Annotated in this window: 12 protein-coding genes; 5 read left to right on the forward strand and 7 right to left on the reverse strand. The window is 66.2% G+C overall.

The features are described from left to right. Positions 1 to 34: 34 nt before the first annotated feature. The 4 genes from ACYQ0R_RS01145 to ACYQ0R_RS01160 all read right to left on the reverse strand — a co-directional run bounded on the left by ACYQ0R_RS01145 (position 35) and on the right by ACYQ0R_RS01160 (position 2,228). A complete protein-coding gene (locus tag ACYQ0R_RS01145) occupies positions 35 to 229 on the reverse strand; it encodes a hypothetical protein (protein WP_459820498.1) in 195 nt (64 codons plus the stop codon). A gap of 192 nt (positions 230 to 421) precedes the next feature. Next, positions 422 to 1,036, reverse strand: coding sequence for a hypothetical protein (locus ACYQ0R_RS01150; protein WP_459820499.1), 615 nt, complete (start codon positions 1,034 to 1,036; stop codon positions 422 to 424). 108 nt (positions 1,037 to 1,144) lie between these two features. Beyond that, positions 1,145 to 1,612, reverse strand: a complete 468-nt coding sequence (locus ACYQ0R_RS01155) for a DUF8159 domain-containing protein (RefSeq protein WP_459820500.1) — start codon at positions 1,610 to 1,612, stop codon at positions 1,145 to 1,147. Positions 1,613 to 1,742: 130 nt separating this feature from the next. Further along, positions 1,743 to 2,228 carry a hypothetical protein gene (locus tag ACYQ0R_RS01160; protein ID WP_459820501.1) on the reverse strand — a complete coding sequence of 162 codons (486 nt, stop codon included), beginning with the start codon at positions 2,226 to 2,228 and terminating at the stop codon, positions 1,743 to 1,745. Positions 2,229 to 2,433: 205 nt separating this feature from the next. Between ACYQ0R_RS01160 and ACYQ0R_RS01165 the strand changes: the two genes are divergently transcribed. Then, complete coding sequence (locus tag ACYQ0R_RS01165; RefSeq protein WP_459820502.1) at positions 2,434 to 3,717, forward strand: PGF-CTERM sorting domain-containing protein; 1,284 nt, start codon at positions 2,434 to 2,436, stop codon at positions 3,715 to 3,717. A 105-nt stretch (positions 3,718 to 3,822) separates the two neighbouring features. Here the strand turns inward: ACYQ0R_RS01165 and ACYQ0R_RS01170 are convergent, their stop codons facing one another. Then, entirely contained in the window at positions 3,823 to 4,446 is a 624-nt protein-coding gene (locus tag ACYQ0R_RS01170) for a TetR/AcrR family transcriptional regulator (RefSeq protein WP_459820504.1), read from the reverse strand. A gap of 189 nt (positions 4,447 to 4,635) precedes the next feature. Between ACYQ0R_RS01170 and ACYQ0R_RS01175 the strand changes: the two genes are divergently transcribed. Together ACYQ0R_RS01175 and ACYQ0R_RS01180 are read left to right on the forward strand one after the other, a co-directional pair. Further along, on the forward strand, positions 4,636 to 6,336 hold the full coding sequence (locus ACYQ0R_RS01175) for a COG1361 S-layer family protein (RefSeq protein WP_459820505.1): 1,701 nt from the start codon (positions 4,636 to 4,638) through the stop codon (positions 6,334 to 6,336). Continuing rightward, positions 6,337 to 8,793 (forward strand): efflux RND transporter permease subunit, encoded by a 2,457-nt coding sequence (locus ACYQ0R_RS01180; RefSeq protein ID WP_459820506.1) that lies wholly within the window; start codon positions 6,337 to 6,339, stop codon positions 8,791 to 8,793. A 115-nt stretch (positions 8,794 to 8,908) separates the two neighbouring features. Here the strand turns inward: ACYQ0R_RS01180 and ACYQ0R_RS01185 are convergent, their stop codons facing one another. Further along, positions 8,909 to 9,382: a hypothetical protein gene (locus tag ACYQ0R_RS01185; RefSeq protein WP_459820508.1), complete on the reverse strand. Its 474-nt coding sequence runs from the start codon at positions 9,380 to 9,382 to the stop codon at positions 8,909 to 8,911. Between the two features lie 58 nt (positions 9,383 to 9,440). Further along, complete coding sequence (locus ACYQ0R_RS01190) at positions 9,441 to 11,039, reverse strand: glutamate-cysteine ligase family protein (RefSeq protein ID WP_459820510.1); 1,599 nt, start codon at positions 11,037 to 11,039, stop codon at positions 9,441 to 9,443. Between the two features lie 197 nt (positions 11,040 to 11,236). Here ACYQ0R_RS01190 and artA point away from each other — a divergent pair, with 197 nt between their 5' ends. Together artA and ACYQ0R_RS01200 are read left to right on the forward strand one after the other, a co-directional pair. Next, entirely contained in the window at positions 11,237 to 12,199 is a 963-nt protein-coding gene (gene artA, locus ACYQ0R_RS01195) for an archaeosortase A (protein ID WP_459820511.1), read from the forward strand. Between the two features lie 1,303 nt (positions 12,200 to 13,502). Next, positions 13,503 to 14,750: an MgtC/SapB family protein gene (locus ACYQ0R_RS01200; RefSeq protein ID WP_459825627.1), complete on the forward strand. Its 1,248-nt coding sequence runs from the start codon at positions 13,503 to 13,505 to the stop codon at positions 14,748 to 14,750. Positions 14,751 to 14,770: the final 20 nt, after the last annotated feature.

Consider the following 14,770-nt stretch of genomic DNA (forward strand, 5'->3'; position numbering starts at 1 on the left):
CCAGCGAGTCCCGAGACGCGCCCGGCGACCCAGGCTAACACCACCGGCCCACGCGGGCCGGCCCCCGTTCGCGGTTTTTCTTTATCCGACTCACACCGACGAGCCACAGCTGCGTCCGCCGATCCTCCCGGTTGTCCGGCAGCGGACCCGGATCGGCAGCAACCGACTCCCAGCCCGGTTTGACTTTCACGCTTTTTGCCGGCGTGCCGACCGCGATGTCCGGACTCACCCGCGTCGGGAACCACTCGAAGTACGGCTTCGGAGAGCTTCGAGTGAAGCCCGTCACTCCAGATGAAACGAACGTCAAAAACAGATAGAAAAGCCGAAGTCGGAGCACTGACAAACGAACAATGACCGGCAAGGATTCCGCAGTGTCCAGGTCGGTCAGACTGAATAAAGTAGATCACATTGCCAACAACTGTTACGACTCGTTCGCTCCCTCTCCGTCATCGTTCGCGGCGTCCCCGTCATCGGCTTCAGCGTCGTCCTCGTCGTCCGCGTCTCCGTCCGGATCGTCCTCGTCGTCCGCGTCGTCCGCGTCCCCGTCCTCATCGTCCGCGTCGTCCGCGTCGTCCGCGTCCGGATCGGGCCGTGGTTCCGCACACGACCGATCCCACACGCTCACCGATCCATCGGCGTCGAGGAGAACGAGCACGTCGGCACACCCGCCGACGCGGTCCGTCAGCTCGAGCACGTCGATCGTCCGGCGGTCCTGCCCGTCGACGCGAACGTTAATCATGTACTCGGTGTAGCTGTCGTCCCACTCCCGGTGGACGTGCACCGCGGGCTCTCCGGGCTCGACCGAGTACGTGTCCAGATGGACGACGCCCGTGTCGCCCTCCACGGCGATCTGGACGCTGTGCGGCTCGTCGCCGTCGGTTCCCTGCAACAGCACGTCACCGAGCTGCACCCCGTCCCGCGGCGGTTCTCCGTTCGCTTCGCCAGCCTCGTCGTCCCCCGGATCTGCGTCGTCGGAACAGCCCGCGAGACCGATCGCGATCCCGGTGGCAACGAGGAGTTCTCTGCGCGAGGCCATATCTAATGATCGACCAGCGAGGATATAAAACTCGTGTCTAGACGACTCTCGTATCCGATTTCCGGCGATACGACGATCCGAACGATCGATACGGAGTCGTCGATGCTACTATTCGAGCGTCTCCTCGATCCGTTCGAGATACTCCTGTCCGGAGATCTCCTCGTCGACGAACTGCTGTGCCCACTCGGGCTCGACGGTGACGACGTACTCCTCGACCGGCGCGTCCTCCTGTACCGCGATCGCGTCGAGCGTCCGGTCGAGCCCCTGGTCGACCGCGCCGGCGTACGCCCCGCCAACGACCTGCAGGTCCTCCAGCAGCTCACCCGAGGTGTAAAAATCGACCCACACGAACGCCGACTCCACGCCACTCGCCTCCACGCCGAGCTCGTCGTCGATCACCGTGATCGCGTTGTGGAACGCCTCGACGGCCTCGGGCGAGTCCGCGTCGTCGTCGGCGTCGTCCTCGGTCGGGTCCGCGTCGTCGGCGACCGGCCCGTCCGGCTCCTCGTCCGCGCACCCGGCGAGCGCCGATGTCGCGAGCGCGCCGACCGCCGCCACGACGTCGCGTCGATGCATACCCGAACACGGGCGACGCGCCGGAAATCGCTTCCGATCGCCCGCATCCGTGTGGGCCCGGCGGCTCCCACCGCGGCGGCTCCCACCGCGTCGCCACCGCCCCGTGGCGTGAGCGCCGCGTACGAGCGCGTCAGTCGATCGTCTCCTCGATCCGTTCGAGATACTCCTGTCCGGAGATCTCCTCGTCGACGAGCTGCTGTGCCCACTCGGGCCGGATCGTGACGTCGTACTCGGGAACGGACGTCTCCGATCGCACCGCCGTCGCCTCGGCTTTCCACTCCAGTCCCTGCTCGACCGCGCCGGCGTACGCCCCGCCAACGACCTCCAGGTCCTCCAGCAGCTCGCCGGAGGTGTGAAACTCGACCCACATATACCCTGAGTCCACGCCGCCCGACTCCACGCCGAGCTCGTCGTCGATCACCGTGATCGCGTCGTTGATCGCCTGGATCCCCTCGTGCACCTCGTCCGTCCCGGCGTCGGTGCCGCCCACCTGACCTCCGGCCGGCTCCGGCTCCTCGTCGTCCGCACCGGATTCCGCCCCCTCCTCGTCTGCACACCCGGCAAGCGCCGATGTCGCGAGCGCGCCGACCGCCGCCACGACGTCGCGTCGTTCCATATCCGAACACGAATGACCCGTGGGAAATCGGTTCCGATCGGGTCGTCGCCAACCGCCGTACCGCGCAGTCCGCACTCCCCCCCCGAGCCTGCGATCATCTCGCTCACCACTCAGTTCTTAAGTGCTCGCCTCGTTTCTGCCCGCAGAGATGCGATCCCGATCTACACCCTCGACAACCGTCCGAGCCCTTCTGCTCGCGACGATCATGATCCTGTCCGTCGTCGCGATCCCGCTCGCGGGGGCGGCACCCGCCACGCAGGCTACACCTCCCGCCGTCGAGCGCGGCGGCGTCGATGCGACGTTCACCTCCGGTTCGCTTTATTTCCAAGGGCAGACCCTCGGGCTCGCCGTTCCCGAGTCCGTGACCGATGTCGACACCGTCGAACTCCGGACGTACGACCGCAGCGACGATCGTGCCGGCTCGTTCGTCCGGGAGTACGGACTCGACGACGACCGCTCGCTGACGCTGTCGACTGACGCGCTCCACGGCGAGTACGTGCTCGTCTCCGGCGACGACCGTTCACAAGTGCTCCGTTTTGACGCTGATGGCGTTGCCACGGACCTCGTTGACGAGACCGATGCCCGCCCGATCGAGGTGACCAGGCAGTCGCTCCGCGTCGAGTGGGGCCAAGACCGGATCACCACCGCCGATGACGACGTCGATCTCGAAATTCGCTCGAACCGCGCCAGCTACAACCTCAACGTCAGCGCCGACGGTCTCGACTACGAGGATCTCGAGTCGCTGTTCCGCGAGGGCGGTGCCGCCGACAACCCCGATCCCCACGCCGACCGCCAGCCGTTCGCGGTCGACGGCGTCGTCCACGACGCCCACGCCGCCGACGACGTCCTCGTCGTCCGAGGGCTCCGCGACGGCTCGCTCACCGCCGACTTCACCGAGATCGACGCCGGCAGCTACAGTTTCACCTTCGAGGTGACCGACACCGGCGTCACCTCCGGCGCACCCGTCGGCGACGATGACGCCGACCCGCCCGCGACGGAGCCCGATCCCGCGTTCTTCAACGTGACCGCGCTCGACCCCGCCGCCGCCACGGCGGCCCCCGGTGACACCCTCTCCGTCTCCGCGACGGTGACGAACATCGGCGGCACCGAGGCCACCCAGACCGTCGAGCTCCGCATCGACGACGACCCCGTCGCCACCGAGGAGCTGACGCTCGACCGTGACGACACCGCGTCGGTGTCGTTCGAGGTCGACGCGCCTGCCGACCCCGGCACGTACGTCCACTCGATCCACACCGCGAACGCCAGCGTCGCCGGCGAGCTGGTCGTCGAGGCACCCGAGACGCCCGAGGAGACGCCCACCCCGGAGGAGACGCCCACCCCGGACGAGACGCCCACGCCGGACGAGACGCCGACTCCCGACGACGCTGACGACGCTGACACCGACGACGACACGCCCGGCTTCGGTGCCGTCGTCGCACTCGTCGCGCTCGTCGCCGCCGCGCTGCTCGCGACCCGCCGCCGGAGCTAACGCCGCTCCGACGACGGACCGTCACCCACGAGTTTCACCCACCGATCCCGACCGGATCGGTCCATCACTCACGGATTTTTCGCTGCCGCATCGCTCGCGACGAGATCACGAGCTGGCGGAGCCGTCGTCGAAGAATCCGGCGACGACGACGTCGACGATCGCTGCCTCGATCGCCTCGTACGGGACGTCCTGATCGGGGCCGGCGACCGACCGGTCGCGCGCCCGCGTGATGAAGATAAGCGACCGGATCATGCTGCGGACGACCGCGGGGTCGTCGAACCGGAACTCCTCGAGCTCGGCCCACTGTTTTGCGTACGACAGCTCCGTCCTGTGGTGGTCGTCGTCCGCCGCCGAGTCCGACTCCGCGAATCGCTCCTGTATTCCGCGGATCTCGTCGTCGATGATCAGCCGAGATATCAGCCGGTTCGACCGGACCTCCTGCAGGAGCGTCTCTAGCATCGTCCGGAGCTCCTCGCGGGGCGACTCCGCCTCGCTCACCGCCTCGTCGATCTCCGCCAGCAGCCGGTCGCGCTCGACACAGAGCACCTCGACGTACAGCGCCTCTTTCGAGTCGAAGAACTGATAGAACGTGCTCGTCCCGATATCGACCGCCTCGGTGATATCGCTGATCCGCGTCCGATCGAAGCCAAACTGGGCGAACAGCTCGCGGCCCGCCTCGACCAGCGCCGACCGAATGCGCTCCCGCTCCGCCTCGCTAAACCGACTCATACGCCCCGGAGCGACTCGTGTTCGATTGCGCGCTCGCGCCTCATACAAGGGGATACGGCATCCACGAACGTAAATATTATCTATTCGTGGATTCTTATTCGTCACGTGAATGCGACGCCAGTACTCCCGCAGTCGTTTCCCGTATCGTTGCTCTCCGAAGCCGCTCCCGTCCGTCTGTGGGGGTAACGGATGACGCGTCTCCCTCGTCTCGGCGTTCTTCTCGCAGTGACGTTTCTCCTCGTCGGCGTCGGGCTACTCGCCGTTACCGGCCCGGCGTTCGGCGCGAGTCAGTCACCCGCCCAGCAGTCGCTCGACGCGTCCGCTCAGCAGTCGCTCGACGCGTCCGCCGCCGGCGACGCGATCGCGCAACAACAACGACCGCCGACCGTCCGCGGCTCGCCAGACCTCGACGTGCACTCTCCGGCGCGGTACGTCACCCCGGGTAGCACGAACGAGGTGGAGATCCAGATCTCCAACGACGGTTCGCTCAGCTTCGGCAGCTCCGAACTGCGCGAGGTCGTCACCACCGCGCGCAACGTCCGCGCCGAGGCGGACGCGGACAGCCCCCTGACCGTGATGACCGGGCAGGCGGCGGTCGGGTCGGTCACCGAGAACGAGCCTCGTCCGGTGACGCTCGCGATCGACGTCCCCGAGGACACCCCCGAGGGCACGTACGACGTCGACGTCGAGCTGAAGTACTCACACACGTTCCAGCAGGGTGGCGGCGTCACACAAGACCGCTCGCGCACCGTGACGGAGACGGTCGAAGTCGAGGTGCGCGACGAGGCGCGATTCGCGATCACGAACGCGACCACCGACGCACAGATCGGCGACACCGGGACGCTCGAAGCGGAACTCGAGAACACCGGTTCGGACGCAGCCACCGACATCGACGTTGGACTGAGCGCGCAGAGCGACGGCCTCTTCCTCGGTGAGGCGGATCTCCCCGGTGACAGTGCTCGAATCGACGAGCTTGAACCCGGCGAGTCGGAGACGGTCCGGTATGAGACGACGATCGCTGACGGCTCGCCGCTCCGTGATTACACCATTGGCGGCAACGTCACGTTCAGAAACGCCGACAACATCCTGCGGGTCGACGAAGGGATCCGTGGTGCAGTGACGCCGCTCGACGAGCAGCGGTTCAGTATCGACGATATCGAGTCCGATCTCCGCGTCGGCGAGGACGGCGACGTGTACGGCACGGTGACCAACGAGGGTCCGACCGAGGCGCAAAACGTCGTCGTACAGTACGCCGAGGAGTCGCCGAACGTCATCCCGATCGAGCAGTCGGTCGCGGTCGGTACGCTCGCGCCCGGCGAGTCCGCGGAGTTCCGACTCCCGATCGAGATCGGCGGCGAGGCCGAGCCCGTTTCCCGGACCGCCGACGTGACCGTTCTCTACCGCAACGCCGACTTCGAGCGCCGCGCGTACGAGGACGTCGAGCTGCTGTTCGACGTCGAGCCGCAACGCGACCAGTTCCTGCTCGAGGTCGTCGACCGCGAGATCACGGCTGGCGAGACGATCGAGTTTGACGTCGAGGTGACGAACAACCTCGACGAGACCGCCTCGGACGTGGAAGCCCGCCTGTTCGCAAACGATCCGCTCGACAGCGACGACGACGAGGCGTTCGTCGAGGAGCTCGATCCCGGTGAGACCACGACGATGACGTTCGAGCTCGAGGCGGACTCCGGCGCGACCGCAAAGACGTACCCGATCTCCTTCGACTTCCGGTACGACGACGAGCGCGGGAACAGCCAGCTGTCCGACACGACGCGCGTCGCGATAACCGTCGTCGACGCCGAGGACGGGTTCCCGTGGCTGCTCGTCGTCGGCGTGCTCGTCGTCGTGGCTGCGGGCGGCGGCTACTACTACTATCGTCGTGAGGAATAGATGGGTGGACTCGACGATCGGATCGAGGATCTCACCCACGAGGTGAACGAAGCGGTCGTTTCGCGACCGAAGACGGTCGTGGTTGCGTTCCTCGTCGTTACGGCAGTGTTCGCCGGCGGGATGTCGGCCGTCGAGACGGAGACGGACGCCACCGGCGGCTTCACCGAGGATCTCCCCGAGCAGGAAGCGCTGGAGGCGATCAACGAGGAGTTCGAGGACCCGTTCGAGGCGGGCGAGGAGACGACACAGCTCATTCACTCGGGTAACGACGTGTTGACGCGGGGTGAGCTGCTCTACACCCTCCGGGTGTTAGAGCGGGTCGACGACCGAGAGGAGCTCAGATACGACGCCGCGAACGGCCCGGCGACGATCGTCGCACGGACGCTCGATCCGACCGCAGAGACGCCCGCGGAGATGCGTCGCGCCGTCGAGCGCTCGACGGACTCCGAGGTCCGGGCTGCAGTGCGGCACGCGAGCGAGCGCCCGCAGTTCACTGCCATCGTCTCCGACGACTTCAACGAGAATCAGGCGTCCGCGTCGGCGTCGATCACCGTGATCTCTCACGACGTCCCGCAAGGGTTCGACAGTGACGACCTGACCGAGATCCAGACGACGGTCGACGACCTCGCCAGCGATGAGCCCGCCGACCTCCGAGCGTTCGGGTCCGGGATCATCAACGACGAGTTCGGCGAGATCATCGGCGACTCGCTCGCCATCGTCATGCCCGTGGTCGTCGTGTTGCTGTTCGGCTTCCTTGCGGTCGCCTATCGCGACCCGATAGATATGGCGCTCGGACTGTTCGCGCTGTTGATGACGATCATCTGGACGTTCGGCTTCCTCGGCTTCTCCGGGATCCCGTTCGACCAGCAGCTGATCGCCGTCCCCGTGTTGCTGCTGGCGGTAGGGATAGACTTCGGGATCCACATCATCAACCGGTATCGCGAGGAGACGGTGAAAGGGATCGCTCCGATTCCGTCGATGCGGATCGCCGCCAACCAGCTCGCGATCGCGTTCATCATCGTCACCGTCACCGCGGTGTTCGGATTCGGCGCGAACGTCGTCTCCGAGCTCGATCCGATCCGGAATCTCGGGATCGCCTCCGCGGTCGGGATCGTGTTCACGTTCCTGATTTTCGGGCTGTTCCTCCCGGCGCTGAAACTCGAGGTCGATCGCATCCGGGAACGGTACGGCGTTCCGGAGTTCAACTCGACGCCGATCGCCACCGAGGAGTCGGCGCTCGGCCGGGTCCTCGCCGTCTCCGCGACCGTCGGCCGGCGAGCCCCGCTGGCGTTCGTCGTCGCGTTGGTGCTTTTCGGCGGCGCGCTCGGCGCGTACGGCACCGGCGTCGACACCACCTTCGACGAGGAGGACTTCCTGCCCCCCGAGGAGGAAGCGTGGTACGTCGAACACATTCCGGAGCCGTTCGCGCCCGGTGAGTACACGGTAACGTCGACGATCAACCTCCTCGAGGACCGGTTCGAGGCGAATCAAGACGAGTCGATAACGATATTCGTCGAGGGGCCGTTCGAACAGGATCACGCTCTGGAGGCGCTTGCAGCACCCGACGACGATCCGCCGGGCACGCTCGCGGTCGGCCCCGGTGGACGGGCGGATGCGACGAGCATCGTCACCGTCATCCGATCACACGCAGAAAACGACGAGGAGTTCGCGGCGCTCGTCGCCCGCAACGACCGAAGCGGTAACGGGATCCCGGACCGAAACCTCGATCGGGTGTACGACGAGCTGCTCGCCTCGGAGGCGGGGCCGCAGGCGGAACGTTACCTCACCGACGACCGGCGTGGCGCACAGGTCGAGTACATCGTCGAGGCGGGTGCAACACAGGACGAGGTCGCCGCCGACGGTGCCCAACACGCCGAACAGTACCGATACGCCGCGATCGCCACCGGCCAGATAATCATCTTCGACGTCATCACCGACCTCATCTTCGAGTCGGCCATTCAGGGGCTGACACTCGCGCTGGGGCTCACGGCGGTGTTCCTCGTGGTTGCCTACTGGGTGATCGAGGGACGACCGTTACTCGGCGTGGTGAACGTGTTCCCGATCGCGATCGCGGTCGCATCGTTGATCGGCACCATGCGCTATCTCGGGATGCCGCTGAACGCGTTGACCGCCACGATCCTCTCGATCGCGATCGGGATCGGGATCGCTTACTCGGTGCATATCACCGCGCGGTTCATCGACGAGTACAACGACACCCCTGACACGTACGCGTCGCTGCGGACGACCCTCTCCGGAACCGGCGGCGCGCTCACCGGGAGCATGCTCACGACGTCGCTTGGCACCGGCGCGCTCGCGCTCGCGATCACGCCCGTCCTTGGCGACTTCGGCTTCCTGATGGCGACGAGCGTGGTCTACTCGTTCGTCGGGGCCGTCATCGCGCTCCCGCCCGCGCTGTTCCTGTGGGACCGCTACACGAACGGGACCGCCGCGCGGTGAGCAGCCGCGCCGTTCACGGCGCGGAGGATGTCACGTCACGTCGCGTCGGCTCCCGTATATCCCACGCGCCTGTCGCGAGAACGATGTGGATTCCCGGTGAACTTCGGTTGACTGTTCAAGCCGCCTGAAACTCATCGGCAGGGAGCAGCGCGGCAACGTACTCGGAATCGAGCTGATCGAGCACGGCCCTCGCGTCGCCGTCGACGAGCACGAGTCCGAGTTGTGCGTTCGTATCGGCGACGGCCAGCCCGTCGATGTCCGCCGCGTCCGCTTCGATCTCGCCGATCGTCTCCGACAGCACCTCCATCTGTGCTTCCTGCAGTTCGGTCTGCGCCTCCTCCTGGTCGATCTCTCCTTCCTCCAGTCGCTGCTGTATCTCGGCCTGTGCAGCCTGTAGCTCCTCCTCGACGTCGACGGCGATCGCGGCCGCCGCAGCATCGGCAGGTGTGTCGTCCCCGTCGGTCTCCTCGGCCGCGCCGTCATCGGTCTCCTCGGCCCCCTCCTCTTCGAGGGCGCTACAGCCGGCGGTGGTGAGCGTTGTCCCGGTTGCGGCGGCCGCCAGCAGTTGCCGGCGAGGTGTTTCGATCATACACCGATCATGGGAGAGACACTTTTGTTACTGTCGTTTCAGCATCTTTCGAGGCGGATCACTCCGTCGACGGGAGCCACTCGACGAAGGAGTCGGCTGTAAGACTGTGTCGCAGGTACTCTCGCTGCATTTCGGCGATCGCCGTCTCCAGTTCCGCTCCGTCCTCGAGGGCGTTCCGAACGCGAGCCCGCTTCCAGTCGCTGGGGGTGGTCCGGAGCGACCAGCGTTCCTCGATCGGTGACAGGTACCGCTCGATATCGTCGGCGGGAACGCCGACTGCGCTCAGCCCGCTGCGAGCGTGGCTGAACACGTCCGCGAAGATCCGGTCTCGGTCCGTCGTTCGTGTCCCGTCCGCAGTTATCCAGTCGAGTTCGGCGTGTATTCCCGCCTCGGCGGCGCTGTAGAAGTTCGACTCCGCGACCTCCCACGGGAGTTCGGTGATCGGGTGATCGGCCGTCACCAGCCCGTGGATCAGCCCCACGACCAGCGCCTGCATGCCGACCACGTCGGTGACGGTCGGTTGACACGGAATCGGCCGATACTCGATACGGAGCGACTGCTCGTCGTTGCCCGGCCCGATACGCGCGCCACCGATCACACAGCGTAGCCACCGCCAGTACGTGCCCCGTTTATGATCGAACTCCCAGATCCGATCCGCGAGCGTCTCGCGGTCCGACTCATCGTCGACCCACTCCCGAAGAAACGGCGCGCAACGGTCGTCCTCGCGGACGCGGTCGACCACGTCAGTAGCGGTCTCGATGTCTCGCGGGACGCGCACTTTCGCGTTCGGCGTGTGGTTGACCGACTGCTCGAAGATCGCGATCCGGAGTTCGTCGTGTGTCTCCTCGACGAGCGTCTCGGGATCGTCGACCTCGTTGTACAGCGCTCCCGGGAGAAACGGTGAGTTCACGGACAGCGCAAGCGTCGGAGCGAGCGTGCGGATCGCCGTGTTGTAGTACGCCGGGAGTTCGGCCGCAGTCGGGACCTGGAGATGTGGCTGGATCGACGTGGCGAGCGATTCGAAGAGGATCGTCGGGAACCCGTGGTCGGCGCCCGGCACCGACAGCGGGACCGGACCGTCGTCGGCGTACTCGAGCACGTGGTTATCGAGCGCGACGTACCGAGGGGCCTGGCGCATGTGCTCCGCGAATACGACGCCGTCGTGGCTCGTGGTCGAGGAGAGATACTCGACGGCTCCCTCCTCGGGCGCGAGCGTCCATATGGAGTCGAGCACCAACTCACGCTCGTGGGTTCGAGCCGCGGCGCGAGCCGCCTCGGTTCGGTCCCGGATCGCGGTCGCCTGCGCCGCCAGCCCACCATCGGACAGCAGGGTCGGCTCCGTGTTGATCTCGGCGTTGTGAACGCCGAGCTCTTTGTTTACGCCCGTCGTCTCGAACACCGAATCGGGCAACGGCGCGAGGTGGGGGCCACCGGCGTCCGCGGCTCGATCCGTCGTCGCCGTCGCTCCGTCGGCCGTGACGGCGTACAGCTCCAGCTCCAGCCCGACCGCGAAGTCGTCGTTGTTCATCCGACCCTCCTCGATGGCCGTTCGGAGCCACTCGGCCTGGCTTTCCAACCGATCCTCGAAGACGGGCACCGTCTCCGGATCGAGCGATCGTCGCACGAGCCTGCTCGTTCGTTCTAGCTCGCTGCTCATCAGTCGTTCACCACATTCGACTGCCTCGGGAAACGCGTTCCGGTCGGCAGCGTGGGATTCTCCGGCTCTTCGTGGCGGATCGCTCCGCGAGTGTTATCGCTGCTTCCGTCCGGCACTCGAGCCATCTCCACCGGAGCCCCGGCATGCTCCGCAGACAACGACAAGGGCTTTATCCGGCGAAACCCGACCGACTCGGTATGAGTACAGCGAGCGCGTTCGCTCCGCTAGCCGCGCTCCCGGACACGTTCACTTTCGCGTGGCTCGTCGCGCTCCTCTTTGCGGTCGCGTGGGTGCTCGACCATCGCGGCCACGCCGCAGGACGCACCCTCGCCGCCGGCACGTGGGGGCTGTTCGGGCTGTTCTGGCTCACGATGGTGCCGTTCTTCGCCTTCGAACACCAGAGCTACGTGGAGGCGATCCTCGCACTTGCCGGCGCGCCGGCGAGCGCGTACGCGGGCTACCTACTGTACAACGGTCGCGCGTCGCTTTTCGTTCTCACTCGTGCGGTGGCGCTGATGCTTTTCATCTATCTGCCGTTCGAGACGATCCCCGCCATCTCGGTCGCCGGACTCGCGCTCCCGGAGCCGCGACAGGTGCTCATCGAGGTGGTCGCCACCCACACCGGGCTGTTGATCGACCTGCTCGGCTACGCCCCCGAACGCGTCACCAGCCGCGAGGGGTACGACGCCGCCTACGAGTGGATCCTCGACGACGGCCACACCGTTCGGATCCACGTCGTGCTCGCGTGTACCGGCCTCGGTAGCATGGCGATCTTCGGCGGTCTGATCGCGGCGGTGAACGCGCCCCTCTCGCGCAAGCTCCGCGCGCTCGCCGTCTCGATCCCGCTCATCTACGTCCTCAACATCATCCGGACGGCGTTCATCTCCATCGTTGCGGGCAACCAGTACATGCACTGGCAGCCCGACCTCGTGTTGGCGATGTTCGGCGCGACCGACCCGTACCGCGTCTCCTTTCTCGTCTCCGACCGGATCATCAGCCAGCTGCTCGCGGTCGTCGCGCTGATCGGGATCACCTACCTGGTCGCCCGCGAACTCCCAGAACTCGTCGTCGTCCTGGAGGACGTCCTCTACATCATCACCGGCGAGGAGCACAACCTCACGGAGTCGCTTGACCTTCCACGCGAGCCGACGAACCGGTGAGCACGCTCGCGACCGATCGGCAGGATCTACAGAACTAACAGGCAGAGTGCCTCGGGGCTTGACCCCGAGGTACTTCACGGAGATGTGTGTAGCCATATCTGAAGATGTCATAGACCGGTTCACACTCATACGGGAACTGTACATTGCAGCCATCCCAGTGAGTGATCTCGGGCGTATATTGCGCATACGAGAATCGATGTGTGGTTTATAAAGGTGTATTCAGCGCGGTGAGGAGTGGTATATAAGTGAGCGGTGGAGCAGAGACCGACTTGGAAGCCCCAGCCGCGACGGCTCGCGCGGCTCGCTGCGGTCCTCAGTCGCTCACTGCGTTCGCTCCTTGCGGTCCTTGCGTCGCCGTGCGTCGCCCTCGCGACTGCCCCTTCCAGTCCCGCCCCGCACCGCAGCCTCGGACCACCCCAGCCTCGACCGGAGGGGCCGCCGGAACCGCTCGGCGGCCCCTCCGGTCTCCCTCGCGCGCTCGCTCACGGGCCTGCGGCCCGCTCGCGGCGCGCGCCACCGCAACCACAAGCAAAACATTGTTCGTTTATCAGGCGACTGCGGGCGGTCGGCGCGCGCCTCCGAGCGCCCTTTCTAGGGCGCGAGGAGCGCGTGCGAGGGAGGCGGCGGCGAGCGCGGAACGCGCGAGCCGCCGACGAGGCTGGGGAGGCGTGAGGTGCTGTGCGGCTGCGGTCGGGTGGGATCGAAAGGGGCAGCCGCGATCCCCGCGAGCGGAGCGAGCGGGGGCTCGGGAGACGCAGTCTCCCGGTGGGGCGACGCCCGCCGCAGTAAGCACCACAGGGAGCGAGCACCGCGAGCGACCGAGGAGCGCAGCAAGGCGCGCGAGCCGTCGCGGCTGGGGCTTTCGGATCGTTCGTCGCGGAGCTATCGCTCTCGCGACTCACTTATAAATGAACACCAACCCCTCCACGGTATCGCTTATAAACCACCCATCCACCCTCGTGAGCGACGTACGCCCGAGATCGAGCACGCAGCACCTAGCGTCGTACGGGTGATTCGGGTATGCGATCATGGTGGACATCATGCCAAGCGTTCCATACTACCATAACACATAGCAAACTATAGCCGTCGCCGGACACGTCGGTTGAGGTATGACGCCGCCACGCGGATCACGCTGCGGATCGGTCGCCGCACTCGAGGGCGGGTTTGCCGTGACGTTCGGAGATGGGTTTGCCGTGACGCTCGGTGGTGAGATCCAATGACGTTCGGTACCTCCGTCGTCGCACTCGGTACCTCCATCGTCGCACTCGGTACCTCCATCGTCGCGCTCGGTAGGTCCGCCGGGATGCTCGCCGGCTTCGAGCCGATGGTGTATCTCGAGACGGACGTCGCGCGACTCGTGGCGGCGACGCTTCTGGGGATGTTTCTCGGACTCGAACGCGAATGGTCACAGAAACCGGCGGGGATCCGGACGTTCGCGCTCGTTAGCCTGCTCGCGGCAGTGTTCTCGATCCTCGGCAGCGACGGGCTGTTGATCGTCGGTGGCGTGTTGATCATCGCAACCGCAGTGTTGCTAGCGGTACAGAGCTTCGTCGTCGAGGCGGTCGAGGGGTTGTCGTTGACGACGTCCGTCTCGCTGCTGGTCGCGTACGGACTCGGCGCGCTCGTCGCGAACGACTTCTTCATCGAGGCGGTGACCGTCGCCGTGCTCTCCTCGCTGCTTTTAGTGTTGAAACGCGAGCTTCACCAGTTCGCGTGGGGTCTCTCCAGAGAGGAGATGCGTAGCGCGGTGGAGTTCACCATTCTCGCGTTCGTGATCTACCCGCTGTTGCCCGCGGAAACGATCGACCCGTGGGACGCGATCCAGCCCCGGCTGATCTGGGCGCTCGTGATCGCCATTAGCGCGATCGGTTTCGTCAACTACGTGCTGGTAAAGAAGTACCAGAGCCGCGGCTACGCAGTTACCGGGTTCTTCGGCGGACTCGTCAACTCGACGGCAGTCGTCGCGGAGATGGCAAAACGGGCGAAGGGGCACACGGATCTACTCGGCATCGCGGTCGGATCGATCCTCCTCGCGAACGCCGCGATGGCGGTCCGTAACGCGGTCATCGTCGCGGCGTTCGTTCCGGAGGCCGCGCTCATCGTCGGCGCGCCGCTCGGTGCGATCGCGGCCACGGGCGTCGCGATCGCCGTCTGGCGAAGCGACTGGCGCGCGGAGCTGCAGGCGGATCTCACCTCCCCGTTCAGTCTCCGGAACGCGCTGACGTTCGGTGCGCTGTTTTTGCTCGTCCTGTTAGTCTCCGTCGCTGCCGAGCGGACGTTCGGCGCGGGCGGATTCGTCGCCACCGCGTTTCTCGCCGGACTCGTCTCCTCGGGCACCGCGACGACGACCGCGGTCTCGCTGCTCGGCACCGGACAGATCGAGGTCGACACCGCGGTCGCCGGCGTCGTCGCCGGGACGGCCGCGAGCATCCTTGTCAAGACGGTGTTCGCCGCCAGCATCACGCGCGATCTCGTGCGACCCGTGCTGATCTGGAACCTGGTCCTCATCGCGGTCGGCGTCGCGGTCGGCGCACCGCTGCTGTTGTTGTGAGCCCCCGCTCGCGATCGGTA

Source organism: Halorubrum luteum (genome assembly GCF_054652935.1).